The following is a 25,609-nucleotide window of genomic DNA, read 5'->3' as shown; positions in this document are numbered from 1 at the left end:
GTTGTATCTGAATGCAAAGCTGAATCCGAACGGGGGTTGGTGCTAGACTTCGCGCCATGAAACCACAGCGCTTAACTCGCGAGCAGAGCAGGGATCAGACGCGCGAGCGTCTGCTGACTGCCGCGCACCGGATTTTTCAGAAGAAAGGCTATGTCGCCGCGAGCGTCGAGGACATCGCGGCGGCGGCCGGCTACACGCGCGGCGCGTTCTATTCGAATTTCCGCAGCAAGTCGGATCTGCTGCTCGAGTTGCTCGAACGCGATCACGATTCGGTGCGCGCCGATTTCGAGGCGATCTTCGACGAAGGCGGGCCGCGCGAGCAGATGGAATCGATGGCGCTCGCGTACTACCGGACGCTCTTTCGCGACGACGAGTATTCGCTGCTGTGGGGCGAGGCGAAGCTGCAGGCGGCGCGCGACGCGAAGTTTCGCGTGCGCTTCAACCAGTTCCTGCACGGCAAGCGGCTGCAGATGGCCGAATTCATCCAGCGCTTCGCCGAGCGCGCGGGCACGCCGCTGCTGCTGCCCGCCGAGACGCTCGCGTTCGGGCTGATGTGTCTGTGCGACGGCGTGCAGTCGTATTACACGGCCGATCCGCAGCACGTGTCGGCCGATGCGGCCGAAGCGGTGCTGGGCGGCTTCTTCGCGAGAGTCGTGCTGGGGCGCGCGCCGGACTGATGGGGCCGGAGGCGGCTCGCTGGGGCGGGATCTGGCTTGATGTGCTTCGAGGCTTCGGCGATCCGTTCGAGTCACGGCTCGAGCGGCAGGCCGGCGTGAAGGGCTCGAGCGGGCTGCTGGACAGCGCGGATAACCCGGATGGCTCGCGCGGCGCGCACCGCCGCGCCGGTCAGCGCTCGCCGGTCATCCGCCGGTACGCGTCGAGCAGCGACGTCTTGTAGACCACCCCGGCAAGCAGCGGCTCGGCCTCGCTCTCGATCACCGGCAACCGTTCGCCCTTGAACGCCATGAAGCGTTCGAGCGCCGTCGCGAGCGGCATGTCCGGCGTGAGCAGCGGAAACGGCGTATGCGCGTAGTGGGCGGCCGTCTTGTCGGTCGTGTCGCGCTTCTCGAGCAGGTCGGACGTGATGTCCTTCAGCGCGACCGCGCCGCGAAAGCGCCCGGCGTCGTCGGTCACGTACAGGTACTTCACCGGATATTCGAGGAACACGCGCGTCATGTCGGCGACGCTCGCGGTGAGCGGCACGACCGTCTGCGCGGGCTGGATCAGCTCGCGCATCTGCGTGGTGCGCAGCCGCAGCCGTTCCTGCGCGTCCTGATGATGGCGCAGCGTGATTTCGTACATCGACGTCGTGCCGGTCGCGCGCGCGACGAAGTAGGCGAACACGCACGACACCAGCAGCGGCAGCACGACCTGATAGCTCAGCGTCATCTCGAAGATCATCAGGATCGCCATCAGCGGCGCCTGCGTCGCGCCGGCCAGGAACGCGCCCATGCCGACCATCGCATAGGCGAAATACGCGGACGTGTGGCCCGGCCACAGCCCGTTCATCGCGAGCCCGAACAGCGAGCCGAACACCGCGCCGACGAACAGCGTCGGCGTGAACACGCCGCCGACCGCGCCCGAGCCGGCGGTCGCGGCCGTCGCGACCACCTTGAACACCAGCACCGCGACGAGCGCCTGCCAGGTCCACGGCGAATGGAGGATGTGGTTCACGACGCTGTAGCCGTTGCCCCACACGTCGGGAATCCACACCGAGATCACGCCGACCACGAGCCCGCCGAGCGCGAGCCGCACCGGCAGCGGCACGGGCATCCGCTTGAACTGGCGCTTCGACGCGTCGAGCAGATGCAGGAACTGCGGCGCGAGCACGCCGCACAGCGAGCCGAGCACCACGAACAGCAGCACCTCGGGGCCGGTCACGGCCGGGAACACCGGCATCTCGTACGGCGGCCGGTAGCCGGCGAATTCGCGCATCACGATGTTCGCGACCACCGAGGCGACCACCATCGGCCCGAAGCTCTCCATCGCGATCGTGCCGAGCACGATTTCGGAGATGAAGAACGCGCCGGCGATCGGCGCGTTGTATGCGGACGTGATGCCGGCCGCCGCGCCGCAGGCGACCAGCAGGCGCAGGCGCGGCGGGTCGAAGTGCACGAAGCGGCCGACCAGCGACGCGGCGAGCGCGGCGAGCTGCACCATCGGGCCTTCGCGGCCGATCGAGCCGCCGCTGCCGATCGTCAGCAGCGACGACACGCTGCGCCACAGGCTCTGGCGCACCGGCACGACGCCGTCGCCGAGCGCGACGGCCTCCATGTAGTCGGTGTTGCCGGCCTTGCGGTCGCTGCGCGTCGCGAGCAGCAGCACGCAGCCGGCGAGGAAGCCGCCCGCCGCCGGCATCCAGAAACGCACGTACCACGGCAGGCTGCGTGCCATCTGCACGAAGCTGCCGCTGTGCCCGGCGATCAAGCGTTGCATCAGGTCGATGCCTTCGCGGAAGGCCATCGTCGCAAATGCGCCGCCGACGCCGACGATGGCCGACCAGATCAGCATCGTATGAGCGTCGGACAGGCGAAACAGCTTCTGCGCGCGCGTGCGCAGTTTCAGCAGGAACGAGAGCACGGCTGAAAGACGGAGAGGAAGAGGACGAAGGAAAACGACGCGAAGCATAGCACTGCGCCGCGCCCGCGGGTTCCCCCGGCGGGCGCGGCGCAGTGCGCGGCGGCGTGGACGCGGATCAGCCAAGCCAGTGCTGCACGGCCCACGTGATGCCGTAACCGCCGACGATCAGCCACACGTAGAGGATCAGGCCGGTGGTCAGCGCCCGCGGGCCGGCCTCGCGAATCTGCGACACGCGCGTCTCGATGCCGAGCGCGGTCATCGCCATCGTCAGCGCGAAGGTGTCGAGCACGTTCAGCGTGTGGGTGGCGCTCGCGGGCAGCACGTTCAGCGAGTTGACGATCACGAAGCCGAGGAAGCCGAGCGCGAACCACGGCACGGCCACCTTGCGCTTGCCGTGGGCGCCGTCGCTCGCGCGGGCCGAACGTGCCGAGCGGGCCAGCCACCAGCCGAGCGCGAGCAGCACGGGCACCAGCAGCATCACGCGGGTCATCTTGACGATGGTCGCGACGTGCGTGACTTCCGGGCTGATGTCGCTGGCCACGCCGACCACCTGCGCGACCTCGTGGATCGTGCCGCCGAAGAACAGGCCGAGGCCGGCCGGGTCGAGGTTCAGCAAGCCGGCGTGGTACGCGAGCGGGTACAGGAACATCGACAGCGTGCCGAACAGCACGACGCTGCCGACGGCCATCGCGCTCTGGTGCGGCTTCGACTGCAGCGTCGATTCGAACGCGAGCACCGCGGCCGCGCCGCAGATCGCGCTGCCGGCGGCGGTCAGCAGCGCGGCGTCGCGATCGAGCTTCATCACCTTCATGCCGACCCAGGTGCCGATCGCGAGCGTGCTGACGACGACCAGCACCGACACCGTCAGCCCCGGCAGGCCGACCTGCGCGATTTCCTGCAGGCTCACGCGCAGACCGAAGAACGCGACCGCGATGCGCAGCAGCTTGCGCGCGGAAAAATTGACGCCGGCCGCCCAGCTCGCGGGCATGCCGTCGCGCAGCGCGTTGCCGTACAGCGCACCGGCGACGATGCCGACGATCAGCGGCGACAGGCCGAGCGACGCGATCGTCGGCAGTTCGGCGAGGCTCGTGACGGCGGCGGCGAACAGCGCGACGAACAGCACGCCGTTCAACTGGCCGCGCATCGTCGGCGCGGCGTGGGACACAGGGGAATGCGTGGCAGTCGACATGAGGCACCGGCAGCAGCTGATTGCGATGGCCTAATCCTAGTTTGGTTATATCGATATGAAAAATTGTGATTTGTGACATAAACTATCGGGAAATCCGATAATTCACGTCCATGACCCCGGATCAACTGATAACTTTCGCGGCCGTCGCCGAGCATCTGAACATCAGCCGCGCGGCCGTCGCGCTGCATCTGTCGCAGCCTGCGGTGTCGGGGCAGTTGCGCGTGCTGCAGGACGAATTCGGCGAGCCGCTGTACCAGCGCGACGGCCGCGGCATCCGCCTGACGCCGGTGGGCGAGCAGCTCGCGCAGTACGCGAACGCGCAGCGCGACACGTTCGCGCAGGCGCGCGCGTTTCGCGACGCGGTGCGCGGGCTCGACGCCGGCACGCTGCGCATCGGCGCGAGCACGACGCCCGCGAGCTATCTGCTGCCGTATCTGATCGCCGCGTTCCAGCCGCGCGCGCCGCGCGTCGCGATCCACACGATGAGAGGCAACACGGCGGACGTGGTGGCCGCGCTCGCGTCGCTCGACATCGCGATGATCGAAGGGCCGCCCGGCGACGCGCTGCCGCCCGGCACCGCCATGCACGCGTGGCAGGAGGACGAGATCGTCGCGGTGGTGCCGGCTGGTCATCCGCTGGCGGCAGCCGCGTACGACGATGGCGTGCCGCTCGCGGCGCTCGCCGCCCATCCGCTCGTGCTGCGCGAGGAAGGCTCCGGCGTGCGGCAACTGGTCGAACGCGCGTTCGCGCAGAGCGGCGCGCCGATGCGCGTCGCGTTCGAGATCGCGGGCGTCGAGGCCGTCAAGGAGGCCGTGCGCGCGGGAATGGGCGTCGGCTTCGTCTCCGCGATGTCGTTGCGGCACGAGGATGCGGCGCTGGTGCCGCGCTCGCTCGCGCCCGCGCCGCTCACGCGGCATTTCTCGATCCTGGTGCCGCACGGCGCCGCGCCGTCGCGCGTGGCCGGCCGGTTTCTCGAGATGTGCATCGGGGAGGCGGGCGGGTAGGCGTCGGGATGGGCGTTCGGACAGGCACTCGGATAGGCACTCGGATAGGCGCGCGACCAGCCGGTCGAACAGCCTCCGGACGCTCTCCGGGAACGCCCGATGCGTGTCCAGAAGCGCGCTTTCGCGCGGCAGCCGTTGCTTAGGGATTTCCTCTATGGCGTGCATGAGAAGCGAAGCGCACCATCCGTCTCAAGCAAATGGAACCGGTTCCATTTCGGTTTAAAAGGGCTGAAAGGTTAGAAATGGCAGACATCGTGATCGTGGCGAGCGCATTCGGGATGGACCGCGTGCGTACCGAGGGCCACCGGGCATTCATCGCGACGGCGGCGGCGTCCGGCGCGAGCGGTTTCGAGGTGCGCCGCGAGCTGTTCGCAGCGGACGAGGACGCGACGCCCGGCGCGCTGGCCGAGCTGGGCGCGGCGGTGGCCGCGCACGGGCTGTGGTCGGTCTACTCGACGCCGGCCACGCTGTATACGGAAAGCGGTGCGCTCGATGCCGCCGCGTTGCGCGACACGCTGGTCGAAGCGGACGCGCTCGGCGCGCGCTTCGTCAAGTTCCAGCTCGGCGGCTTCGCCGGCGACGCGCACGCGGCCGACATCGTTGCCCTGTCGCACGGCGCGCGTGCCCGCGTGGTGGTCGAGAACGGCCAATTGCCGGTGGGCGGCGCGCTCGCGCAGTTTCGCGCGCTGTTCGCCGCGCTGAGCGGCGCGGGCATGCCCGATGCGCTCGGCATGACGTTCGACATCGGCAACTGGCAGTGGCCGGGCGAAGCGCCGCTCGCGTGCGCGCATGCGCTCGCGCCGCACGTGGAATACATTCATTGCAAGGCCGTGGCCGGCGCAGGCGCGCGCCGCTTCGCGGTGGCGCCGGCGCCCGGCGATGCGCTGGTCGCGGACGTGCTGGCCGCGCTGCCGCACACCGCGCCGCGCGGCATCGAGTTCCCATTCGACGCGGCGGATCTGGCGGCCGACGCCGGCCGGCGCGTCGCGTGGCTCGCGGCCGCCTGACGCCGCCAGGATACGGAGGAGTTCACTCATGAAAGCAGCACTCGATGTCGTGACCTACGGCGAAGCGATGGCGATGTTCGTCGCCACCGAGCCCGGCCACCTCGCCCACGCGACGCAATTCACGAAACGCGTCGCCGGGGCGGACCTGAACGTCGCGATCGGGCTGTCGCGGCTCGGCTTTCGCGTCGGCTGGATGAGCCGCGTGGGCCGCGACTCGTTCGGCGGCTACGTGCTCGACACGCTCGCGCGCGAAGGCATCGACGCGTCGTGCGTGACCGTCGATCCGCAGTATCCGACCGGTTTCCAGCTGAAGTCGCGCAACGACGACGGCAGCGACCCGACCGTCGAGTATTTCCGCAAGGGCTCGGCCGCGAGCCATCTGTGCTGCGACGACTACGTGGCCGACTACGTGCTCGGCGCGCGGCACCTGCATCTGACTGGCGTCGCGCCGGCGATCTCGGCGACGTCGTGCGAGCTCGCGTTCAAGCTCGCGCGCGAGATGCGGGCGGCCGGCAAGACGATTTCGTTCGACCCGAACCTGCGCCCGACGCTGTGGCCGTCGGCGGAAGCGATGGCAACCACGCTGAACGCGCTCGCCGCGCTCGCCGACTGGGTGCTGCCGGGCCTCGCCGAAGGGCAGCAGCTCACCGGCCGCGACGCGCCGGCCGACATCGCCGGCTTCTATCTGGCGCAGGGCGCCCGCGGCGTCGTGATCAAGCTCGGCCCCGACGGCGCATACTTTCGCACGGCCGACGGCCGCGAGGGCACGGTGGCCGGCGAGCGCGTCGCGAACGTCGTCGATACGGTCGGCGCCGGCGACGGCTTCGCGGTCGGCGTGGTCAGCGCGCTGCTGGAGGGCAAGCCGATCGAGCAGGCGGTCGCACGCGGCAACCGAATCGGCGCGCTGGCGATCCAGGTGATCGGCGACTCGGAAGGCTTGCCGACCCGCGCGGCGCTCGATCGGCTCGAAGGCGCCGACGCTGGCGCCGCGCACGCCGAGCGTCAGGAAGAAACCGTCACCGCGCAATGAGAGGCCGGCCACGGCCCGATCCGCGGAACCACTTCGTGCCAAGAGCACGGTTTTGAATGAGGCTGGACCCGGCGCCGCCGCGCCGACGCCGGTCGATTTCCGAACGACGGGAGCGGAGCCGGTATGCGACCGGCCCGCTCTGGTCACCCCAGGAGACACTCAGATGGCAGCCAACCTTGCAGTCCGACGCTGGTGGACGATCATGCCGATCGTCTTCATCACCTACAGCCTCGCTTACCTCGACCGCGCGAACTACGGGTTCGCGGCAGCGGCCGGCATCAACCAGGATCTCGGCGTCAGCAAGGGCTTGTCGTCGCTGATCGGCGCGCTGTTCTTCCTCGGCTATTTCTTCTTCCAGATTCCCGGTGCGATCTACGCGGAACGCCGCAGCGTGAAGAAGCTCGTGTTCGCGAGCCTCGTGCTGTGGGGCGCGTGCGCGGCGCTCACCGGCGTGGTCACGAACATCCCGTCGCTGATGGCGATCCGCTTCGTGCTCGGCGTCGTCGAGGCCGCGGTGATGCCGGCGATGCTGATCTACATCAGCAACTGGTTCACGAAGAACGAGCGCTCGCGCGCGAACACGTTCCTGATCCTCGGCAATCCGGTGACCGTGCTGTGGATGTCGATCGTGTCCGGTTATCTCGTCCACGAGTTCGGCTGGCGCCACATGTTCATCGCCGAAGGCGTGCCGGCGATCGTCTGGGCCGTGTGCTGGTGGTTCCTCGTGCAGGACAAGCCGGCCGACTCGCCGTGGCTCAGCGCGCAGGAAAAGCGCGACCTCGCCGCGGTGCTCGCGGCCGAGCAGGCGGCCATCAAGCCCGTGCGCAACTACGGCGAAGCGTTCCGCTCGCCGGCCGTGATCAAGCTGTGCGCGCAGTATTTCTGCTGGAGCATCGGCGTGTACGGCTTCGTGCTGTGGCTGCCGTCGATCGTCAAGAACGGTTCCGAGCTCGGGATGGTCGCGACCGGCTGGCTGTCGGCGCTGCCGTATCTCGCGGCGACGATCGCGATGCTGGTCGCATCGTGGGCGTCCGACAAGGTCGGCTCGCGGCGCGGCTTCGTCTGGCCGTTCCTGCTGGTCGGCGCCGCCGCGTTCGCGGCGTCGTACGCGCTCGGCTCGTCGCATTTCTGGATCTCGTACGCGCTGCTGGTCGTCGCCGGCGCCGCGATGTACGCGCCGTACGGCCCGTTCTTCGCGATCGTGCCGGAGCTGCTGCCGAAGAACGTCGCCGGCGGCGCGATGGCGCTGATCAACAGCATGGGCGCGCTCGGCTCGTTCGTCGGCTCGTACTTCGTCGGCTACCTGAACGGCGCGACCGGCTCGCCCCTCGCGTCGTATGCGTTCATGAGCGTCGCGCTGGTCGCCGCGGTGATCCTCACGCTGTCCGTCAAACCCCAGGCGCGCGACGCGCATCCGCTCGCGACGCCGTTGCAAGGAAAATGAAAACGATGAAGCCCCGTATCGTCGCGTACAAGCCGCTGCCCGATGACGTACTCGTGTATCTGCGCGAGCACGCCGAGGTGATCCGGGCCGACGGCGCCGACGCGCTCGCCGACGCACTCGGCGAGGCGGACGGCGCGATCGGCGCGAGCCTGAAGATCACGCCGCAGATGCTCGATCGCGCGCCGCGGCTGAAGGCGTGGTCGACGATCTCGGTCGGCTACGACAACTTCGACGTCGCCGATCTCACGCGGCGCGGCATCGTGCTCGCGCACACGCCCGACGTGCTGACCGAATCGACCGCCGACACCGTGTTCTCGCTGATCCTCGCGTCCTCGCGCCGGGTGGTCGAGCTGGCGGAATGGGTCAAGGCCGGGCACTGGCAGCGCAGCATCGGCCCCGAACTGTACGGCACCGACGTGCAGGGCAAGACGCTCGGCATCGTCGGGCTCGGGCGCATCGGCGGCGCGGTCGCACGCCGCGCCGCGCTCGGCTTCCGGATGCAGGTGCTGTACACCAACCGTTCGGCGCACGCCGAAGCGGAACAGCAGTACGGCGCGCGGCGCGTCACGCTCGACGAACTGCTCGCACAGGCGGATTTCGTGTGCCTGCAGGTGCCGCTGTCGCCGCAGACGCATCATCTGATCGGCGCGGCCGAATTCGCGAAGATGAAGCGCGGTGCGATCCTGATCAACGCGTCGCGCGGCCCGGTGGTCGACGAGGCCGCGCTGATCGACGCGCTGCGCGCGGGTACGATCCGCGGCGCGGGGCTCGACGTGTTCGAGAAGGAGCCGTTGTCGGCCGACTCGCCGCTGCTGCGGATGAGCAACGTCGTCGCGCTGCCGCATATCGGCTCGGCGACGCACGAGACGCGTCATGCGATGGCGCGCTGCGCGGCGCAAAACCTGGTCGGCGCGCTGGCCGGCACGCTGCGTACGAATCTCGTCAATCCGGACGCGCTCGCGCATGCGTGAGCGCCGGCGCGTGACCGGCGGGGGCGGCGGGGGCGGATAGAGGCGGCGGTCTTGGTGCGGGAGGGCAGGCTGCGTTATGATCGCCCGCTCGTCGCATCGACGAACCGGCCGCGCGGCCGGCGGCGTGGTGCGACGGGCATCCGTGCCGGGTCCGGTGCGGCCGGCGCCATCCGGTTCAGGTGGCCGCAGCGGGCGAGCGCGCAGCACGATCGCGGCGACGCGGGCCGGGCGGCTTTCGTATCCAACAACAAAGGTCCGTCCGCAGACGAAGCGGCGCGGATCGTACGTCGCGAGGCACGACTTGAGCGATTCGCAACCTTCCACGCAGCGTCCGGCGACGATCAGCGACGTCGCCCGCGAGGCCGGCACGGGCAAGACCAGCGTTTCGCGCTATCTGAACGGCGAGACGCACGTGCTGTCCGCCGATCTGCGCCAGCGGATCGAGGCGGCGATCGCCCGCCTGAACTACCGGCCGAACCAGATGGCGCGCGGGCTGAAACGCGGCCGCAACCGGCTGCTCGGCATGCTCGCGGCCGACCTCACCAATCCGTATACCGTCGAAGTGCTGCAGGGCGTCGAGGCCGCGTGCCACGCGCTCGGCTACATGCCGCTGATCTGCCACGCCGCGAATGAAGTCGAGATGGAGCGGCGCTTCCTGCAGCTGCTCACGACCTACCGCGTCGAAGGGCTGATCGTCAACGCGCTGGGCGCCGAGGAAGACGCGCTGCGCCCGCTGCGCGGCGGCGGCATCCCGGCCGTGCTGGTCGACCGGACGGTCGAGGGCTTCGAGGCCGACCTGATCGGCCTCGACAACACCGACGCGATCGAGACGGCGCTCGCGCACCTGATCGCGCGCGGCTTCGAGGCGATCCATTTCATCGTGCAGCCGTTCGAGCGCGTCAGCTCGCGGCGCCTGCGCGAGGCCGCGTTCCGCGCGGCGCTCGACGCGCGCGGGCTGCCGGTGCCGCCGACGATCGTGCTCGACCTCAACGAGCCCGCGACCGCGGCGGCGGCGCTCGCCGACCTCGACGCGCGCGTCGACGACGCATTGCGGCACGGTGCGCGCGCGGCGCTGTTCGCGGCGAACGGCCCGGTCGCGCTCGCGATCGCGCGCCATCTGCGCGCCCGCTTCGGCCCGGCATGGCAGGAGAAGGCCGCGCTCCTGTCGATCGACGACCCGGAGTGGGCCGAGCTGATCGGCATCACGACGATTCGCCAGCCGACCTACGAGATCGGCTACAAGGCCGTCGAATTCGTGCACGAGCGCATCGACGGCGCGGGCGGCGACCCGCGTGTCGCGCTGCTGCGCGGCGAGCTGGTCGTGCGCGCGTCGACCGCAAGCTGAGTATCATTCGGGCACGCGGCGCAGCGGGTGCGCCGCTCCGAACAAGGAAATACATGACTGTCGCCCCCGTCACGCTGGCGGTACTGATCGCCGCCACGCTGATCATCGCGCTGCTGCCGTTCGTGCTGTTTCGTATGCTGCGCAAGCCGCTTGCGCTCGACCGCCGCGACACGATCGTCGGCGTCGCCGTCTTCACGCTGTTCGCGATGATCGTCGAACGCGCCTTCCACGGCCTCGTGCTGAGCCGCACGCCCGACGGCGGCTGGCTCACGCAGCCGCTTGCGTTCGTCGCGTACGGTGCGCTCTCGAGCGCCGTGTTCGAGGAGGTCGGCCGCTACGTCGGGATGCGCTTCCTGAGCCGCCGCTATGGGGCGTCGGCCGGCGACGGACGCGGCATCGGCTACGGGCTCGGCCATGCCGGCGCCGAAGCGTGGTTCGTCGGCGTGCTCGTGTGGGGCCAGTGGTCGTATCTCGCGTGGCTGGCGAGCCGCGGACAGCTCGAAACGCAGCTCGCGGACCTGCCGGGCGATACCGTCGTGCGGCTGCACGTGATGCTCGCGACGCTGTCGGCCCAGTCGATCCTGCTGTTGCTGCTCGAGCGCTGCGCGGCGTTCGTCGTGCAGCTGGCGCTGTCGGTGCTGGTGTGGCGCGGCGTGCGCGCCGGCCGCGCGACGGTGCTGCCGCTCGCGATCGTGCTGCATGCGCTGGCGCTGCTGTACCAGGTGCGGGCGCTGCCGGCCGGCTGGCTCGAGGCCGTGTATTTCGTGCTGGCCGCGATGCTGGTCACCGTGCTGATGAAAACGTGCCGGCCGCCGCGTGCGGCGGCCTGACGGGGGAGAGCGAATGGACGACTATCTGATCGAATGCCAGAGCGCCGAATTCGATGCGCTCGCGCGCGTGATCTGCGAGCTTTTTCCCGAGCAGACGCGCTTTACCGAAAGCAGCGACGAGCGCGGGCGCTTTTTGTCCGTGCAGTGGCTCGCGATGCGCTTCGGTTCGACGCCGAAACGCATGACGCTCGACATCCGCATCGTGCCGGCCGCGCTGGCGCGCTATCTGGCGCTCAGGCCGATGCAGCGCGCGCGCAGCCACGCGGTGCTGCATGCGTACACGGAAGCGATGCTCGGTTCGCTCGAGGAACGCCATGCGGCGGGCGAGGCGATCGAGCGCAACGCGGAACTCGAACTCGACGAAGACTTCGCGTGAAGGTGGACGCCGCGGGTGTGCCGGCGCGGAGCCGGTGTGCGGCGTCGGGCGTTACGCGTTACGCGTCGCGGTAGACCTGGGCGAAGCGCTGTGCCTGCACGACGCCGTAGTCGCCGGGCGCGTATTGCATGACCCAGTCGCCGGCGGTGCCGCGCAGCGTGTCGCCGTTTTCGGAGCGCGCGATCGTGAACGGCTCGTCCATGCGGCGGGCCAGCACGACGGCCGGGCGGTTGCGGTATGCACCGGGCGCGCCGTGCGCGAGCGCCGGATCGGCGGGCAGATACTTCACGTCGAAGCGTTCGCGCGACACGACCCAGCGGTCGCCGGTCGAGCCGATGACCAGCGCGTCGCCCGCGACATAGCGGTTCGGACCTTCGAGGCTCATCAGTTCGCCGTCGGCCTGCGCGAATGCGACCGTGACGGTTTCGTCCTTGACGACGCGACGGGCCTGCGGGTCGGTACGCAGATCGATGTGCTTGAGTTCGAGCATGGCGGGGGAAGTGCGGGAAAAGCCGGGAGCTTATCCCGAATTCGGCGCGCCGTGTGACGCGCCGGTTCCGGCGGCAGCGGCGGCGATGGGTGTCAAGGCTGCGCGGGCGCGCTGGCGGCCGGCGCGGCGGCTGCCTTGCCTTCCCGGGGCGCGGCCTTGCCCTTGCCGCGATGCGCGCCGCCGTGGTGCAGCCAACTGCGGAACGTGGTGTCGGCCAGCGCCTTCTGGTCGGCCGGGAACGACTCGTAGAGCGGCGCGAAGGCGTCGGCGAGCTTTTTCGCGCCGTCCGCGTTCGCTTGCGCGAGCGCCGCGTACTGCTTCATGTCGTCGACCGCCGATACGTCGCGGCTTTCCATCCGTTCGCGATACAGGCGACCCATCGTGTCGCCGTTCTCGCGCATCGTGTCGGCGAAGGTTTTCCATTGCGGCTCCTGCGCCGAGGTGATCTTCAGCTGGTCGTGCAGGTACTTGATGCGTTGCTCGACGCGCGCTTCGTGGCGCGCGGCGCGCTGTTCGGCGCTGGGCGCCGACGCGGCGGGCATCGAGGCCGGTTGCGGCTGGCTTTGCGCGAAGGCGCCGGCGGCCGCGGCGAGCATCGCAAGGGTGAGCGAGATTTTCTTCATGATGGGCTCTCCGGGGTGGTGTCGTGCGAGCGGGCGCGGGCGCGCATCTCGCATCGCCCGATATTAGTAGCACGTCGGCTGCAACCCGGCAGTGAAAGCGACACTTGCTTACATCGGATACTTGTCGAAATCGATGTTGGTGGGGCGCACGGTGGGGCGGGGGGCGTTCGGTTGGGGCGTCGTGCCATATCGCGCTGCCTGCGACACCTGCGATGGGCCGGCCGCGTCATGCCGGCGTGCGACATCGGGAAGCCGCTCCCGCGCCATGCCGTGTGGGCGGGTCGCGGGTTCGGCGCTATCATCGCGTCACGTTCCATTTCGCCGGCGCGCTGCACGCCGGCCCAGCCTCATGCGTCCACCTCGCCTCGACCAACTCGACGATCTCGACCGGCAACTCGTCGCGCTGCTGCAAGCCGATGCGCGCGCGAGCGTCGCCGATCTCGCGCGACAGCTCGACGTCGCCCGCACGACCGTCGTCGCGCGCATCGCGCGGCTCGAGCGCACCAACGTGATCGCCGGTTACAGCGTGCGGCTCGGGCAGGACGTGCTGGACGCGAGCATCTACGCGTACGTCGGCATCATCCTCACGCCGAAGTTCGGCAAGGACGTGCTGCGCAAGCTGGACCGGATGCCCGAAGTGCAACTGCTGTGCGCGGTGAGCGGCGAATACGACTATGTCGCGTGGCTGCGCGCCGATTCGCCGGAGCGGCTCAACGACCTGCTTGACCAGATCGGCTCGCTCGAAGGTGTCGAGCGCACGACGACGTCGATCATTCTGTCGCGCAAGATCGATCGCGGCACCATCGGTGGATGATGAGGCGCATGCGTGCTTCATGCGTGACGCCGTGGCGCGATGTGGGTCGTTGCGCCGGGTGTTTCTTCGTTTCCCTCTGGTGACGCGGGCCGCGGCGGGGGGAGGTCGGGGCGCGTTGGCCGTTTCTTCGCTTGTCTCGGATGGCGTCTGTCGCGGCGCGTAACGTCGGGTCGCGCTCGCTGTTTCTTCGTTTCTCGCCGGCGGCGTCGGTTGCGGCGTGTTACGTCGGCTCGTGCCGGCTATTTCTTCGCTTTGGTCCGGTGACGCTGGCTGCGGCGCGGTACGCCGTCGTGCTGGCCGTATCTTCGTTTCTCGCCGGTAACGCCGGCTGCGGCGCGTGATGTCGGGCCGTGCCCGATGTTTCTTCATTCTCTCTGCCGACGCCAGGACGGACGCGTCACGTCGAGCTGCGTCGGCTATTCCTCGGTTTCTCTCCGTGACGCCCGCGCAACGAGCGCATTGCGTCGCGTCATGTCAGGCCTCTTCGCGCATGCATCGGTGCGGCGAACGCGTGTCGGCGCGCGTCATGATGTCTCGCCTCTGTCCCGCATTGCGGCTTCAGCACGCCCCCATTCGCTTCATACGCCCGCGCCAGCCGCTTGCCCGGCGACATATCTGCGATTTTTATACGATCTCGTCGAAACGACGAAACCATTCGTCAATTAGTCGAATTTATCGGTCGTTTCGCGTCATTCTTCGTCTTGGAACTGATTTTGCGCGTCCCTAAACTGTGTTCATGGCTCGACGCCGTACACGAACACCAAACCCATCATCAGGAGATAAGCGCATGAAAATCGCCATTGTCGGCGCAGGTCTGATCGGTCACACCATTGCTCACATGCTGCGTGAAACGGGCGACTACGAGGTCGTGGCATTCGACCGCGACGCCGATGCGCTTGCCAAGCTCTCACGTGAAGGCATCGCGACGCAGCGGGTCGATTCGGCCGACGCCAATGCGATTCGCGAAGCCGTGAAGGGCTTCGATGCGCTCGTCAATGCGCTGCCGTACTACCTCGCGGTGAACGTCGCCGCGGCGGCGAAGGCGGCCGGCGTGCACTATTTCGACCTGACCGAGGACGTGCGCGCAACCCACGCGATCCGCGAACTCGCCGACGGCTCCGACCACGCGTTCATGCCGCAATGCGGGCTGGCGCCGGGCTTCATCGGCATCGCCGCACACGAGCTCGTGAACGGTTTCAGCGAAGTGCGCGACGTGAAGATGCGCGTCGGCGCGCTGCCCGAGTATCCGACGAACGCGCTGAAGTACAACCTGACCTGGAGCGTCGACGGGCTGATCAACGAATACTGCCAGCCGTGCGAAGCGATCCGCGACGGCCGCAAGCAGTGGGTGCAGCCGCTCGAAGGCCTCGAGCACTTCTCGCTCGACGGCACCGAATACGAGGCGTTCAACACGTCGGGCGGCCTCGGCACGCTGTGCGAAACGCTGTCGGGCAAGGTCGAGTCGCTGGACTACAAGTCCGTCCGCTATCCGGGCCACCGCGCGCTGGTGCAGTTCCTGCTCGAGGACCTGCGCCTGTCGAGCGACCGCGACACGCTGAAGGCGATCATGCGCCGCGCGGTGCCGTCGACGAAGCAGGACGTCGTGCTCGTGTTCGTCACGGTGACGGGCGTGAAGGACGGCCAGCTCGTGCAGGACGTATTCACGCGCAAGATTTTCGCGAAGGACGTATGCGGGATGCACATGAGCGCGATCCAGATCACGACGGCTGGCGCGATGTGCGCGGTGCTGGATCTGTTCCGCGAAAAGAAGCTGCCGCAGAGCGGTTTCATCCCGCAGGAGAAGGTCTCGCTGAAGGCGTTCCTCGCGAACCGCTTCGGCAAGCTGTACGAAGGCGGAACGATGGAGCGCGTGCACGCACTGGCGTGACGCACGCGTCTTTGGTACGAGGGTAAAGGCGACGCCGGGAGCGCAACAGCGCTTCCGGCGTTGTCGTTTCGACGCAGGCGCCGCGTCGCGCGGCGTCAGGCGGGCAGGGGAGCGTTCAGGCCGACCGCGACGCGCCGGCGGCCGGTTGCTCGTGCGGCTGCGCGAGGCGGTGCAGCAGCGCGTCGATGTCCGCGTCGGACGGTGCGGTGTTGTCGAACATCACGATGCCGTCGCATTCGTCACCGGTCGGCACGAAGCGGCGCTGCCGGTATTCGTCCCAGTGGGCGAGCTTGTACGCATCGTTCGGATTGCCGCGCGCGACGATCCGCTGGTGCGCGACGTCTTCGGCGGTGTGGACCCAGACGACCGTCAGCGAGATGTCAGGCCCGATGCCGAGCCAGTCGCGGTCGAGAATGCGCCCGTCACGCACTTCGCGCGACAGCGGGGCGACCACCAGCACGCCGATGCCGAGCGCGAGATTCTCGCGGGCCGTGTCGAGCAGGCCCTGGTATTCGGGGTCACGCAGATGTTTCAGGTAGAGCGGGCTGTCGCGATCGTTCGGGTCGGCGGTGAGGGCGCCCATCGCGGCCGAGCTGTAGCGGCCGTACAGCGTGTCCTTGTCGAGCAGGCAGAAGGCTTCGCCGGTGGCTCGCATCAGCGGCCCGATCAGCCGCTTTGCGAGCGTGGTCTTGCCGGTGCCGGCATGACCGCAGAAGAACACCAGATGCGTCACGAATACCGGCTCCCCGAATCGGCAGGCGACGCGTCGGAGCCCTTGTTGCCGCGCGAAAACACTTCGGCCTCGAGCCACATCGCGTTGATGACGCCGAAACCGAGCGCCACGCCGATGCCGAGTATCCACGAGAAATACCACATGGGTTCGTCTCCTTGAAGGTTGGGCCGCGCGGGGCTGCCGCGCGTGTGTCGAAGCGATGCCGACGCATGCGCCAACGGCGCATGCAGCCCGATCATGACCAATATCGGCGAGCGGCGCAAGCCGGGCCGATTGCGAGTCAAACCGGTAAACTGGTGCGAAAACTGCAACGCCACGGACACCATGCTGATCAACTGTGCTGCATACCAGGACGGCCGCAAGCTGGCCGACATCGATATCGAGGCCATCAGCGACTACGTATCGAAGCCCGAATGTTTCGTCTGGGTCGCGCTGAAGGAGCCGACGCCCGACGAAATCGACCTGATGGGCGAGGAATTCGGGCTGCACGAGCTTGCGCTCGAGGATGCCCGCAAGGGGCACCAGCGGCCGAAGATCGAGGAGTACGGCGACTCGTTGTTCGCCGTGCTGCATACCGTCGAGCTGGACGACGACGGCGAATTCAAGGTCGGCGAACTGAATGTGTTCGTTGGCCCGAACTACGTGCTGTCGATCCGCAACCATACCGAACAGGACTTTCGCGACGTGCGCAAGCGCTGCGAGCGCGAGCCGCATCTGCTGCGCGAAGGTTCGGCGTTCGTGTTCTATGCGCTGATGGATCAGGTCGTCGACCGCTATTTTCCGATTCTGGAAACGCTCGGCGCCGAGCTCGAGGAGCTGGAAGACCGGATCTTCGCGAAGGCGACGCCTGCCGCGTCGCGCGCGATCATCGAGGATCTCTATTCGCTCAAGCGCCGGCTCGTGACCTTGTATCAGCACACGGCGCCGCTGATGGAGCCGCTCGCGAAGCTCACGGGCGGGCGTATCCCGCAGGTCTGCAGCGGGATGCAACATTACTTTCGCGACGTGTACGACCACCTGCAACGCATCGTGAAGACGATCGAAGGGCGGCGCGAAATGGTCGTGACCGCGATCCAGGTGAACCTCGGGATGATCTCGCTGGCCGAAAACGAGGTGACCAAGCGGCTCGGGTCGTTCGCCGCGCTGTTCGCGATCCCGACAATGATCGCGGGCATCTACGGGATGAACTTCGCCAACATGCCCGAACTGCACCTGAAATATGGCTTCTACGGCTGTATCGCCGCGATGGCCGTGGCCGACCTCGCGCTGTGGTGGCGCTTCAAGCGGGCGGGGTGGTTGTAGGCCGTAGCCTAGCCCGGTGCGTGCCGGCCGACGACGACCCGCCACGGCCGCACGCGCCACGACTTGACGAGCCCGTTCTGCACGTACGGATCGGCGCGCGCGAACGATTCAGCGACGGCCGGCGAATCGCTTTCGAACACGAGCACGGCCTGATCGGCCGGATCCTGCAATGCGCCGGCGAGCACGAGTTCGCCGCGTTCCGTGGCCGCGCGCGCCAGCGCGAGATGCTCGGCACGGTATTGCTCGCGCCGGGACAGGTAATCGTCGACGAGTTCGTAGATCAGCTGGTAGTGCATGGTCGCTCCGGGGAAGTCGGTTGCCTCACGGTCGGCGGGTTGTCTTGGCTCAGTATAGGGTGCGGTTCGTGGGTCGGCGCGCTGGTTTGCGGCTCGGGCTGCGTGGGTGATTCGGGCCGATGCGGACGATATGATCGAGCGGCATTGTGTCTCCCCATTATTTGCAACTAACGGTCTTTTTCCCGGCTTCCATCCTATTGACGCGCGTTGCTGCGCCTGAATGTGCTTCTCCAAAACCGTCTTCAGCGCGGTGGTTCACCGCTCGTTTTTCGCATATTCCAGATTCGTTTTTCATGCCGTCAACATGGTCGAACGGCATATCGGGAAAGGGGGCCGAAAGCGACGATCGCCGCTGGTCTCGAGACGATTCGAGGCCGTTTTCATTGACCGGAATGCGACCTATGCTGAACGAATCCGGAGCGAACTTCGTTCGCTCGATTCGTCCAGACGAGGTGTGCGATGCCTGTTTCCGCGACGCTGCAGGACTGCCTGCGCGAGAAGTCATCCCGGTACGAAGTCGTGTACCACCCGTATAGCCATACCAGCATGGAGACGGCCGCAGCCGCGCATATCCCCGGCGAACGGCTCGCCAAGACAGTTCTGCTCGAGGACGATCAGGGCTACGTCGCCGTGGTGCTGCCGACGTCGCATGCGATCCGGTTCTCCGACCTGTGGATCAAGACCGGCCGCCATCTCGTTCTTGCCAAGGAAATCGAACTGCGCCAACTGTTCAAGGATTGCGAGATGGGCGCGTTGCCGCCGATATGCATGGCGTATGGGATGAAGACGTTCCTCGAGGAGCAACTCGCGCAGCAGCCGGAAGTTTATTTCGAGGCCGGCGATCACGAAGCGCTGATCCATATGACGCAAGACGAATTTCTCGCGCTGATGGAAACCGCCGAACGCGCGCATTTTTCGCACAAGATGCTCGGGATGTGGGTGTCCTGACGGGTGTGTGGTGCTTGCGATTCGCAGTTCGTGGCTCGCCGGGAAGATCGGGAACGGCGCCGTGCGGGCTGCGGTCGCGAGTTTGGACGCGGTCCACTGGGGGGCGATAGACGGCTACCGTTCGGGGCGAACTGCGGGGCCGGGGTCTGTTGGTCGTTGGTGGAATCCTTGATTTGACATAATCATTATTATCAGTCGGAACGATGTAACGGCCATTTAGTAATGTCCGGTTTGAGCCAGTTAGAAATGTCCGGTTTGGGACTCCGCGAGGCGCATGCTGTGGCGCGCGCACACGACAGAGCCTGTGATGAACGAACCCGGACTGATGACGATCAGCATGAACGAACTGCAGCGTGTCAAGATCATCGAGGCGGTTCTCGAAGGACGGCTCAGCGGCGTGCGTGCTGCCGATCAGTTGGGACTGAGCGAGCGTCAGGTTTCGCGCCTGAGACGCCGCTTCGAGGCGTTGGGGGCTGCGGGTCTGGTTTCGGCCAAACGTGGCAGGCCGAGCAACAGACAACTGCCAGTGGACGTGCGGGCTCGCGTGATCGCCATCATCCGCGAGCGCTATGCCGATTTCGGGCCGACGCTGGCGCGCGAGAAGCTTCACGAGTGTCACGGCATCCTGCTGGCCAAGGAGCGTTGCGGCAATGGATGTACGATGCCGGGCTCTGGGTGCCGCGCGCGCAGCGTCCGCCGAAGGTGTACCAGCCGCGCAACCGTCGCGCGTGCTTACGGGGAGCTGATCCAGATCGATGGCAGTGACCATCACTGGTTCGAGAAGCGGGCGCCAGCGTGCACGCTACTGGTGTTCGTCGACGACGCGACCAGCCGGCTGATGGCGCTGCACTTCACGGCCACCGAATCGACCTTCAGCTATTTTGAGGCGCTGTCCAAGTATCTGGATTCGCACGGCAAGCCGGTGGCGTTCTACAGCGACAAGGCCAGCGTTTTTTACGTGAAGAAGCGCTCGGAGACTGCGGGCAAAGGCGTCACGCAGTTCGGGCGGGCGCTGTACGAGCTCAACATCGAGACGTTCTGTGCGAACTCGAGCCAGGCGAAGGGGCGCGTCGAGCGCGCCAACGGTACGCTGCAGGACCGGCTCGTGAAGGAGCTTCGGCTGCGCGGCATCAGCACGCGGGAAGCCGCCAATGCGTACGCGCCCTCCTTCATCGTGGACTTCAACCGGCGTTTCGCGAAGCCGCCGGCGAGCGATTACAACGCGCACCGGCCACTGCGCGATGACGAGGACCTGCGGCAGATCCTGGCCTATCGCGTGCCGCGCAAGGTAACGAATTCACTCACGGTGCAGTACGACCGTGTGATGTACCTGCTGGAAGACACGGCGGTCAATCGCCGCCTGATCCATGAGTACGTGGAGGTCGTCGAGTATCCCGATGGCGTGATCGAGGTGCAGGCCGACCGCACGGTGTTGCCGCACACCGAATATGACCGCATCACGAAGATCGACCAGGGCGCGGAAATCGACAACAAGCGGCTCGCGAGCGCGCTGGAAGTGGTGCGGCAGGTTCAGGCGATACGTGATGACCGGCGCGCGGCGGGCTCGCCTTCCCGCACGCATATCGGTGAAGCGGTCCGTGCGAAGAAGGCGCTCGTCGGGCTGAAGAAGCAGCGTGCCATCGAGGTCGCCGACCTGAACCAGGCCGTTCTCGATATCAGCGCAAAAGAAGTGAGGGAACGGGGGGGCGGCTGCGCCGCCCCACCCCCAAAACACAAACAAAACACAAATAGAACCAAGGCAAAAACGACGTCAAAACCGGACATTTCTATCTAGCCGGAACCCGGACATTTGAATCTGGCTTTGACAAGCGATTGTAAGAGCAAAGTAGTAATGTCGCGTTTCCGCTAAATAATCGAGGCTGTAGCCGGGTGTCGGCTCAAACGGCCAACCGGCTGGAATTGACGACGCGGCAGATTCGCCGCTCGGCCACGACCGACTCGAGCACGGATTGCTTCTGCGATGTTTGCGTCCGTGCTGCGGACACCTGACATCCCACGAACCAGATTGACGCAAGGAAACGTCTCAAGCGCAGATTGCCATCACGCACTTGCCGCATCGAGACAACCTGCGTTTCACGTCACGCGTCCGTGCCGCCCTCGAGCGCCGCCTCCACCAGCCTTTCAATAGTGTCATCGTGCCGAAACCCGGCCTCGAGCGCTCGCCTATCCACGAGCGGCGGTTGCCGTCCAAAACGTTGCTCGATCTGATCCACGGGCGCGTAGTCGATCGTGAACGCGCCGAAGCGCCGGCGCAACGCATCGACGATCTCTCCCACGGAAAGATGCAAGACGGGCGGCGTCCACACGCGGCCCGTATGCAACGACGCCGCCGGCATGCGCGCGGCGTGCAGCAGGTTGTCCACGCAGCATCTTCGCGACATCCACCATGCGGTAGCGTCGGGCGACACGGGGCACGTATAAGCCTCGCCGCGCTGTGCCATGCGAAAGATCTGGCTCATGAACGCCGACCCATGTCCCGACGACAACTCCGGCCGCGCCACGATGCCGGGCAGCCGCAGCGCGCGGCCGTCCAGCTCGCCGCGACGCGTCCAGTTCGCAAGGATCAGTTCGCCGACCAGCTTGTGCGTACCGTAGCTCGTGGCCGGGTGCGGCGCCGTGTGCTCATCGACAAAGTTCGGCAACGGTTCGCCCAACACCGCAACGCTGCTCGCGTAGACCACGCGTGCCGCGTACCCGTCGTGCAGCACGGCCTGCTTCGCGAGAAGTTCGAACAGCGTGAGCATGCCCCACAGATTGACGCTGTCGCCGGCAGCCGGCTCGGCTTCCGCTTGCGCGCCGGGCATGCTTGCCAGATGAAAGACGACGTCCACTGGTCTCGCGAGTAGCGGCTCGAGAATCTCGGGGCGGCCGAAATCGCCGGCCACCGCCGTGACGCGCGTGTCACCTGGCGCGCGCTCCACTCGTCGATCGATTAGCACGAGTTCCGACACATCGCCGGACTGCGTGATGCCATCGTGCAGCAAGCGCTCGACAAGCGCCCTCCCAACGAATCCTCCCGCTCCTGTGACGAGCACTCTCATGATCGCAGCGCCTCGCTTGTGACCTCGCTTGTGATCTCATCCCTGACCTGCTCTGCGTCGCGAGACGCGCGCACGACCTGCTGGTCGATCGACCCGAACGGCGTGCCGCCCGCGTCGTCGCGAGCCGTCATGCGAACGCGGTCGCCAAACTGCATGAACGGTGTGTGTGCCTTTCCTTCATCGATCATCTCGATCACGCGCCGCTCGGCAATGCACGCGGACCCGGCGCCGCGGTCCACGTTCGACACCGTGCCGGAACCGACGATCGTCCCCGCCGACAGCCTGCGCGTACGCGCCGCATGTGCGATGAGCTCGCCGAACCCGAAGCTCATTTCCCCGCCGTGCGGATGCCCGAACCAGCGCTCATTCCAGTCCACGTGCAAACGCAGATGCACGCGACCGTCGCGCCAATGCTCGCCCAGTTCGTCCGGCGTGACCGCGACGGGCGCAAAGCTCGTGGAGGGCTTGGCCTGCAGAAACCCGAAGCCGGTCTTCATCTCGCGCGGCCCGAACGCGCGCAGGCTCCAGTCGTTGAGCTGCACGATGAGGCGCACGCGCCGAACCGCATCGTCGGGCGACACGCCCATCGGCACGTTTGCCACCACCACGCCGAACTCGCCTTCGAAGTCGATGCCGTCGTGTTCGTCCGGCAAGGGCACGTCGTGGTGCGGCCCGAGAAAATCATCGCTTGCGCCCTGGTACATCACAGGCACCGTGTCGAACTCGGAGATGGGCGGCGTATTGAACGCCTGTTCCATGAGGCGACCGTGATTCAGGAACGCCGAGCCGTCGCACCACTGCGGACTGCGTGGCAACGGCGCAGCGCAAGCCTGCGGATCGAACGGGCGTGCGTCGGGCAACGCGCCCGCATTCAGCGCGTCGTAACGTGCCGCGAGTAGCGGCGCGACCGCGTCCCAACGTTGCAGCGCATCGAGCAACGTCGGCGCGATCGGTGCGGCGTCCACGGCATAACGAAGGTCGCGCGACACGAGCAGCAGGCGGCCATCGGCGCCGTCCGGCAACGAACTGAATTTCATCGTGCCTCCCTCTCCGTCCGGCTCGCGAGCGCGGCGGCAATCGCCGGGTCGTAGACGCCGTCGATCAACACGAACAGCATCCGGCACATGCGTCCCGAGCGATTCGCCCACGCATGGTTGGTCCCCCGTTGAATCACCACGTTGCCCTGCTTCAGCACGACCTCGGCGTCGTCGAGTATCAACGTCATCTCGCCTTCGATCACGACGCCATAGTCGATCGACTCCGTGCGATGCATGAGCGGATGCGGCGAGTCGGCCTGGACGGTCGATGCATCGGCGTCGCCGATCTGGCTGAACGCCGCATGCATGGCCGCGGCGCCGTGCGCGAGAAACTCCGGCGTGTCGGGCGGAATGTCGACGAAGCGCACGCGCGTGCCGTATCTCGGCGGCGGCAACATGAGCTCGCCGATGGTGGGATCGGAGCCGTTGTTCACCACCGCGGGGTTTTCCGACGTGCTCCAGACTTCGTGGAATACCGTGCCGGGAATCGCGGCAATTTCCGCGACGGTGGACAACGGACCATCGGACATGACGATCGCCCGGCCGTTGGCGTCATGGCCGGTCACGACGCGACGAATGGTGGAAAAGCTCATGCTGCGCGCTCCGCATCGGGTTGTTCGAGAATCGCGACGGCGCGCGTCCAGCCGGCGGAAGCGCCGCGGATCTTGTGCGGGAAGCAACTGATCGTGAAGCCGGCGGGCGGCAACGCTTCGAGGTTGTGCAGTTTCTCCAGATGGCAGTAGCCGATGTCGCGGCCGGCCTTGTGCCCTTCCCAGATCAGCGACGTATCGCCCGTCTGCGCAATCTTCGTCGCGGTGTAGGAGAACGGCGCGTCCCAACTCCAGGCGTCGGTGCCCGTCAGGCGCACGCCGCGCTCCAGCAGATACATGGTGGCCTCGTAGCCCATGCCGCAGCCCGCGTTCACGTAATCGCCGTGCCCATAGCGCGAGCCGGCCCGCGTGTTCACGACGACGATGTCGAGCGGCTGCAACGCGTGGCCGATACGCGCCAGTTCGGCCTCGACATCGGCGGCGCTCGCGACGTAGCCATCGGGGAAATGGCGGAAATCGAGCTTCACGCCGGGCTGGAAACACCACTCCAGCGGCACCTCGTCGATCGTGATGGACGGCCGCGCCTCGCCGAGCCGTGCGTCCATGGTCGAATGGAAATGCCAGGGCGCGTCCAGATGCGTGCCGCTGTGCGTCGTGAGCGTGACCCATTCCGCGGCGGCAGCCTCGCCGTCGGGATAATCGTCGGCTTTCGTGCCCGGCAGCATGGCCATGAATTCGGGCAACGTGTCTGCGTGCTTCTGGTAGGTGATCTTCGGCGCGAGCGGCGGCGGATCGGACAGCACGTCGTTCTCCAGATAAATGGAGAGATCGACAAACCGGCGAACGGGCTTCATGCGTTGACTCCTTGCGTATCAGGACGGCCCTCGAGCCGCGAAAAGCAGAACACCGCCGCCACCGCGATCATGGCCGCCGCAATGCCCAGGCTGCCGTAGCCCGAATGCTTGACGAGCGTGCCGCCGAGGAGCGGCCCGATTGCGGCGCCCGTCATCAGCATGGCGGGCGTCGCGGCAACAGCGCGTCCGGTACGGTCGATGCGGGCGAGCATGCCGAACGCGAAGGTATGGGTGAAGATCATCACGGCGGCAAAGACGGCGGTGGCCGCGGCATACGGCCCGACGGTCGCGCTGTGCGTGATGATCAACGCAAGCGCCGCCTGTAAGATGGGACCGCCCTGCACCACCCTGCGCCCCGCGATGCGCCGTTCGAGCAGCCCCGCCACCGGTGCGGGAAACAGGTTGACGAAGCCGAGCGCGATCAGCGTGCCCGTCACGGCGCCGAAGCCGAAACCGTGGTCGAGCCCGATGCGCTGCACGAAGCTGAAGAGCATCGACTGCGTGAGCCCCATGCATCCCACGCCTGCCATGCCGAACCAGACCGCGCGCGCGAAGCGCGGCTCGGCGACCGACGCCTTGCTGCGTTGCGCGCGAATCGACGGGAATGCCAGGGCGCAGGCAATCGCCGCCGTAGCCATGATCCCCGCGAACACGCGAAACAGCATGGCGCCGCCGTGTTGCGCGATCAACGCAGGCGTGCCGCCCAGAAACGCGATTGCGAAGATGCCGAGCGCGAGCCCCGCGCCGGCGAACAGGCGATGCGGATGGCGGCTGCGTCCGATCGTGCCGTGTGCGAAGCTCAGCCCGCAGCCCACGGCGATACCGGCCAACGCATGCAGCACCGCCATCGCCGCATAGCCGTCAATCGACGCGATGCCGACGAACGCGAGCGTCGCCGTGCCGAAACCGAGCGTCGCCATGACGCGTGCCGGCAGACGGTTCAGGCGCGGCGAGAAGAACAGGCTGCCGACGACGGCGCCCGCCAGAAACAGCGTGGCGAGCAGGCCGGCCTGCTGTGGGTCGAGCCGGTATGCGCCGATCAGGGTGCCCACCCATACCGGCAAGGCGACCAGATCGACCATGCCGGCACAGTGCGAGATCAGCAGGACCGCGATGCCGGATGCGCGCAGGCGGGTGCCCGCATCCGCGTCCGCATCGGCGCCGCCCGGCAGGTCGACGTGCGCGGCATGCGCCGCGTGTGCCGCAGAAAGGTTCGTTTCCATCGTGGCTCCGGT

At 67.3% G+C, this 25,609-nt stretch carries 26 protein-coding genes; 14 read left to right on the top strand and 12 right to left on the bottom strand.

The features are described 5' to 3' along the window. The first annotated feature begins 56 nt into the window (after positions 1-56). Positions 57-677 carry a TetR/AcrR family transcriptional regulator gene (locus MYA_RS07475; RefSeq protein WP_011884912.1) on the top strand — a complete coding sequence of 207 codons (621 nt, stop codon included), beginning with the start codon at positions 57-59 and terminating at the stop codon, positions 675-677. A gap of 169 nt (positions 678-846) precedes the next feature. Here MYA_RS07475 and MYA_RS07470 read toward each other — a convergent pair whose 3' ends face one another. Further along, complete coding sequence (locus MYA_RS07470) at positions 847-2,580, bottom strand: ClcB-like voltage-gated chloride channel protein (protein WP_034193153.1); 1,734 nt, start codon at positions 2,578-2,580, stop codon at positions 847-849. A 115-nt stretch (positions 2,581-2,695) separates the two neighbouring features. Then, positions 2,696-3,769, bottom strand: coding sequence for a YeiH family protein (locus tag MYA_RS07465; protein ID WP_050991213.1), 1,074 nt, complete (start codon positions 3,767-3,769; stop codon positions 2,696-2,698). Positions 3,770-3,879: 110 nt separating this feature from the next. Between MYA_RS07465 and MYA_RS07460 the strand changes: the two genes are divergently transcribed. The 8 genes from MYA_RS07460 to MYA_RS07425 all read left to right on the top strand — a co-directional run bounded on the left by MYA_RS07460 (position 3,880) and on the right by MYA_RS07425 (position 11,776). Next, a complete protein-coding gene (locus MYA_RS07460; protein ID WP_014723070.1) occupies positions 3,880-4,773 on the top strand; it encodes a LysR family transcriptional regulator in 894 nt (297 codons plus the stop codon). A gap of 242 nt (positions 4,774-5,015) precedes the next feature. Then, on the top strand, positions 5,016-5,780 hold the full coding sequence (locus tag MYA_RS07455; RefSeq protein WP_014723069.1) for a xylose isomerase: 765 nt from the start codon (positions 5,016-5,018) through the stop codon (positions 5,778-5,780). 28 nt (positions 5,781-5,808) lie between these two features. Next, positions 5,809-6,810: a sugar kinase gene (locus MYA_RS07450; RefSeq protein ID WP_011884907.1), complete on the top strand. Its 1,002-nt coding sequence runs from the start codon at positions 5,809-5,811 to the stop codon at positions 6,808-6,810. A 163-nt stretch (positions 6,811-6,973) separates the two neighbouring features. Beyond that, the gene (locus tag MYA_RS07445; RefSeq protein ID WP_011884906.1) at positions 6,974-8,254 is read left to right on the top strand and encodes an MFS transporter; all 1,281 of its coding nucleotides are present in this window, start codon (positions 6,974-6,976) and stop codon (positions 8,252-8,254) included. A gap of 5 nt (positions 8,255-8,259) precedes the next feature. Further along, the gene (locus tag MYA_RS07440; protein ID WP_014723068.1) at positions 8,260-9,225 is read left to right on the top strand and encodes a bifunctional glyoxylate/hydroxypyruvate reductase B; all 966 of its coding nucleotides are present in this window, start codon (positions 8,260-8,262) and stop codon (positions 9,223-9,225) included. Positions 9,226-9,526: 301 nt separating this feature from the next. Beyond that, positions 9,527-10,570: a LacI family DNA-binding transcriptional regulator gene (locus tag MYA_RS07435; RefSeq protein WP_041493834.1), complete on the top strand. Its 1,044-nt coding sequence runs from the start codon at positions 9,527-9,529 to the stop codon at positions 10,568-10,570. Between the two features lie 53 nt (positions 10,571-10,623). Further along, complete coding sequence (locus MYA_RS07430; RefSeq protein ID WP_014723066.1) at positions 10,624-11,400, top strand: YhfC family intramembrane metalloprotease; 777 nt, start codon at positions 10,624-10,626, stop codon at positions 11,398-11,400. A gap of 13 nt (positions 11,401-11,413) precedes the next feature. Continuing rightward, on the top strand, positions 11,414-11,776 hold the full coding sequence (locus MYA_RS07425; protein WP_011884902.1) for a DUF3022 domain-containing protein: 363 nt from the start codon (positions 11,414-11,416) through the stop codon (positions 11,774-11,776). Positions 11,777-11,834: 58 nt separating this feature from the next. On the opposite strand, the gene MYA_RS07420 is transcribed toward MYA_RS07425, so the two are convergent. Together MYA_RS07420 and MYA_RS07415 are read right to left on the bottom strand one after the other, a co-directional pair. Further along, positions 11,835-12,266: a PGDYG domain-containing protein gene (locus tag MYA_RS07420; protein ID WP_014723065.1), complete on the bottom strand. Its 432-nt coding sequence runs from the start codon at positions 12,264-12,266 to the stop codon at positions 11,835-11,837. Between the two features lie 92 nt (positions 12,267-12,358). Then, positions 12,359-12,889 carry a Spy/CpxP family protein refolding chaperone gene (locus MYA_RS07415; RefSeq protein ID WP_011884900.1) on the bottom strand — a complete coding sequence of 177 codons (531 nt, stop codon included), beginning with the start codon at positions 12,887-12,889 and terminating at the stop codon, positions 12,359-12,361. A 349-nt stretch (positions 12,890-13,238) separates the two neighbouring features. On the opposite strand from MYA_RS07415, the gene MYA_RS07410 reads away from it, so the two are divergent. Continuing rightward, positions 13,239-13,703, top strand: coding sequence for an Lrp/AsnC family transcriptional regulator (locus tag MYA_RS07410; RefSeq protein ID WP_011884899.1), 465 nt, complete (start codon positions 13,239-13,241; stop codon positions 13,701-13,703). A 787-nt stretch (positions 13,704-14,490) separates the two neighbouring features. Continuing rightward, complete coding sequence (locus tag MYA_RS07405; RefSeq protein WP_011884898.1) at positions 14,491-15,591, top strand: saccharopine dehydrogenase family protein; 1,101 nt, start codon at positions 14,491-14,493, stop codon at positions 15,589-15,591. A 115-nt stretch (positions 15,592-15,706) separates the two neighbouring features. On the opposite strand, the gene MYA_RS07400 is transcribed toward MYA_RS07405, so the two are convergent. Beyond that, entirely contained in the window at positions 15,707-16,324 is a 618-nt protein-coding gene (locus MYA_RS07400) for an AAA family ATPase (RefSeq protein WP_011884897.1), read from the bottom strand. After that, entirely contained in the window at positions 16,321-16,467 is a 147-nt protein-coding gene (gene cydX, locus MYA_RS29425; RefSeq protein ID WP_014723062.1) for a cytochrome bd-I oxidase subunit CydX, read from the bottom strand. The genes MYA_RS07400 and cydX overlap by 4 nt, the downstream gene beginning before the upstream one ends. A gap of 181 nt (positions 16,468-16,648) precedes the next feature. Between cydX and corA the strand changes: the two genes are divergently transcribed. After that, positions 16,649-17,626: a magnesium/cobalt transporter CorA gene (gene corA, locus MYA_RS07390; RefSeq protein ID WP_011884896.1), complete on the top strand. Its 978-nt coding sequence runs from the start codon at positions 16,649-16,651 to the stop codon at positions 17,624-17,626. An 8-nt stretch (positions 17,627-17,634) separates the two neighbouring features. Here the strand turns inward: corA and MYA_RS07385 are convergent, their stop codons facing one another. Beyond that, complete coding sequence (locus tag MYA_RS07385) at positions 17,635-17,922, bottom strand: YciI-like protein (protein WP_011884895.1); 288 nt, start codon at positions 17,920-17,922, stop codon at positions 17,635-17,637. Between the two features lie 459 nt (positions 17,923-18,381). Here MYA_RS07385 and MYA_RS07380 point away from each other — a divergent pair, with 459 nt between their 5' ends. Together MYA_RS07380 and MYA_RS07375 are read left to right on the top strand one after the other, a co-directional pair. Further along, positions 18,382-18,870 carry an aminoacyl-tRNA deacylase gene (locus tag MYA_RS07380; RefSeq protein ID WP_011884894.1) on the top strand — a complete coding sequence of 163 codons (489 nt, stop codon included), beginning with the start codon at positions 18,382-18,384 and terminating at the stop codon, positions 18,868-18,870. A gap of 307 nt (positions 18,871-19,177) precedes the next feature. Further along, positions 19,178-20,665 (top strand): ISNCY family transposase, encoded by a 1,488-nt coding sequence (locus MYA_RS07375; protein WP_238539575.1) that lies wholly within the window; start codon positions 19,178-19,180, stop codon positions 20,663-20,665. Positions 20,666-20,969: 304 nt separating this feature from the next. Here the strand turns inward: MYA_RS07375 and MYA_RS07370 are convergent, their stop codons facing one another. From MYA_RS07370 to MYA_RS07350, 5 genes are read right to left on the bottom strand one after another with little or no spacing between them, the layout of a single operon-like run. Then, positions 20,970-21,932 (bottom strand): NAD-dependent epimerase/dehydratase family protein, encoded by a 963-nt coding sequence (locus MYA_RS07370; RefSeq protein ID WP_041493833.1) that lies wholly within the window; start codon positions 21,930-21,932, stop codon positions 20,970-20,972. Continuing rightward, a complete protein-coding gene (locus tag MYA_RS07365) occupies positions 21,929-22,969 on the bottom strand; it encodes a fumarylacetoacetate hydrolase family protein (RefSeq protein WP_014723057.1) in 1,041 nt (346 codons plus the stop codon). Before MYA_RS07365 ends, MYA_RS07370 begins: the two co-directional genes overlap by 4 nt. Further along, positions 22,966-23,562: a cupin domain-containing protein gene (locus tag MYA_RS07360; protein WP_014723056.1), complete on the bottom strand. Its 597-nt coding sequence runs from the start codon at positions 23,560-23,562 to the stop codon at positions 22,966-22,968. Before MYA_RS07360 ends, MYA_RS07365 begins: the two co-directional genes overlap by 4 nt. Further along, positions 23,559-24,374, bottom strand: coding sequence for a cyclase family protein (locus tag MYA_RS07355; protein WP_011884890.1), 816 nt, complete (start codon positions 24,372-24,374; stop codon positions 23,559-23,561). The genes MYA_RS07360 and MYA_RS07355 overlap by 4 nt, the downstream gene beginning before the upstream one ends. Beyond that, entirely contained in the window at positions 24,371-25,597 is a 1,227-nt protein-coding gene (locus tag MYA_RS07350) for an MFS transporter (RefSeq protein ID WP_014723055.1), read from the bottom strand. The genes MYA_RS07355 and MYA_RS07350 overlap by 4 nt, the downstream gene beginning before the upstream one ends. Positions 25,598-25,609 lie beyond the last annotated feature (12 nt).

The organism is Burkholderia sp. KJ006, assembly GCF_000262695.1.
Classification (GTDB): Bacteria; Pseudomonadota; Gammaproteobacteria; order Burkholderiales; family Burkholderiaceae; genus Burkholderia; species Burkholderia vietnamiensis.
Note: the sequence above shows the minus strand (reverse complement) of the source record. Positions and strands in the feature narration are given on the sequence as shown.

Coding starts and splice junctions, on each gene's coding strand:
- MYA_RS07405 (WP_011884898.1), top strand. CDS start 14,491: ATGAAAATCGCCATTGTCGGCGCAGGTCTGATCGGTCACACCATTGCT.
- MYA_RS07465 (WP_050991213.1), bottom strand. CDS start 3,769: ATGTCGACTGCCACGCATTCCCCTGTGTCCCACGCCGCGCCGACGATG.
- MYA_RS07440 (WP_014723068.1), top strand. CDS start 8,260: ATGAAGCCCCGTATCGTCGCGTACAAGCCGCTGCCCGATGACGTACTC.
- MYA_RS07380 (WP_011884894.1), top strand. CDS start 18,382: ATGCCTGTTTCCGCGACGCTGCAGGACTGCCTGCGCGAGAAGTCATCC.
- MYA_RS07355 (WP_011884890.1), bottom strand. CDS start 24,374: ATGAAGCCCGTTCGCCGGTTTGTCGATCTCTCCATTTATCTGGAGAAC.
- MYA_RS07410 (WP_011884899.1), top strand. CDS start 13,239: ATGCGTCCACCTCGCCTCGACCAACTCGACGATCTCGACCGGCAACTC.
- MYA_RS07370 (WP_041493833.1), bottom strand. CDS start 21,932: ATGAGAGTGCTCGTCACAGGAGCGGGAGGATTCGTTGGGAGGGCGCTT.
- MYA_RS07375 (WP_238539575.1), top strand. CDS start 19,178: ATGAACGAACCCGGACTGATGACGATCAGCATGAACGAACTGCAGCGT.
- MYA_RS07475 (WP_011884912.1), top strand. CDS start 57: ATGAAACCACAGCGCTTAACTCGCGAGCAGAGCAGGGATCAGACGCGC.
- MYA_RS07425 (WP_011884902.1), top strand. CDS start 11,414: ATGGACGACTATCTGATCGAATGCCAGAGCGCCGAATTCGATGCGCTC.
- corA (WP_011884896.1), top strand. CDS start 16,649: ATGCTGATCAACTGTGCTGCATACCAGGACGGCCGCAAGCTGGCCGAC.
- MYA_RS07460 (WP_014723070.1), top strand. CDS start 3,880: ATGACCCCGGATCAACTGATAACTTTCGCGGCCGTCGCCGAGCATCTG.
- MYA_RS07455 (WP_014723069.1), top strand. CDS start 5,016: ATGGCAGACATCGTGATCGTGGCGAGCGCATTCGGGATGGACCGCGTG.
- MYA_RS07445 (WP_011884906.1), top strand. CDS start 6,974: ATGGCAGCCAACCTTGCAGTCCGACGCTGGTGGACGATCATGCCGATC.
- MYA_RS07420 (WP_014723065.1), bottom strand. CDS start 12,266: ATGCTCGAACTCAAGCACATCGATCTGCGTACCGACCCGCAGGCCCGT.
- MYA_RS07360 (WP_014723056.1), bottom strand. CDS start 23,562: ATGAGCTTTTCCACCATTCGTCGCGTCGTGACCGGCCATGACGCCAAC.
- MYA_RS07385 (WP_011884895.1), bottom strand. CDS start 17,922: ATGCACTACCAGCTGATCTACGAACTCGTCGACGATTACCTGTCCCGG.
- MYA_RS07430 (WP_014723066.1), top strand. CDS start 10,624: ATGACTGTCGCCCCCGTCACGCTGGCGGTACTGATCGCCGCCACGCTG.
- cydX (WP_014723062.1), bottom strand. CDS start 16,467: ATGTGGTATTTCTCGTGGATACTCGGCATCGGCGTGGCGCTCGGTTTC.
- MYA_RS07350 (WP_014723055.1), bottom strand. CDS start 25,597: ATGGAAACGAACCTTTCTGCGGCACACGCGGCGCATGCCGCGCACGTC.
- MYA_RS07415 (WP_011884900.1), bottom strand. CDS start 12,889: ATGAAGAAAATCTCGCTCACCCTTGCGATGCTCGCCGCGGCCGCCGGC.
- MYA_RS07365 (WP_014723057.1), bottom strand. CDS start 22,969: ATGAAATTCAGTTCGTTGCCGGACGGCGCCGATGGCCGCCTGCTGCTC.
- MYA_RS07450 (WP_011884907.1), top strand. CDS start 5,809: ATGAAAGCAGCACTCGATGTCGTGACCTACGGCGAAGCGATGGCGATG.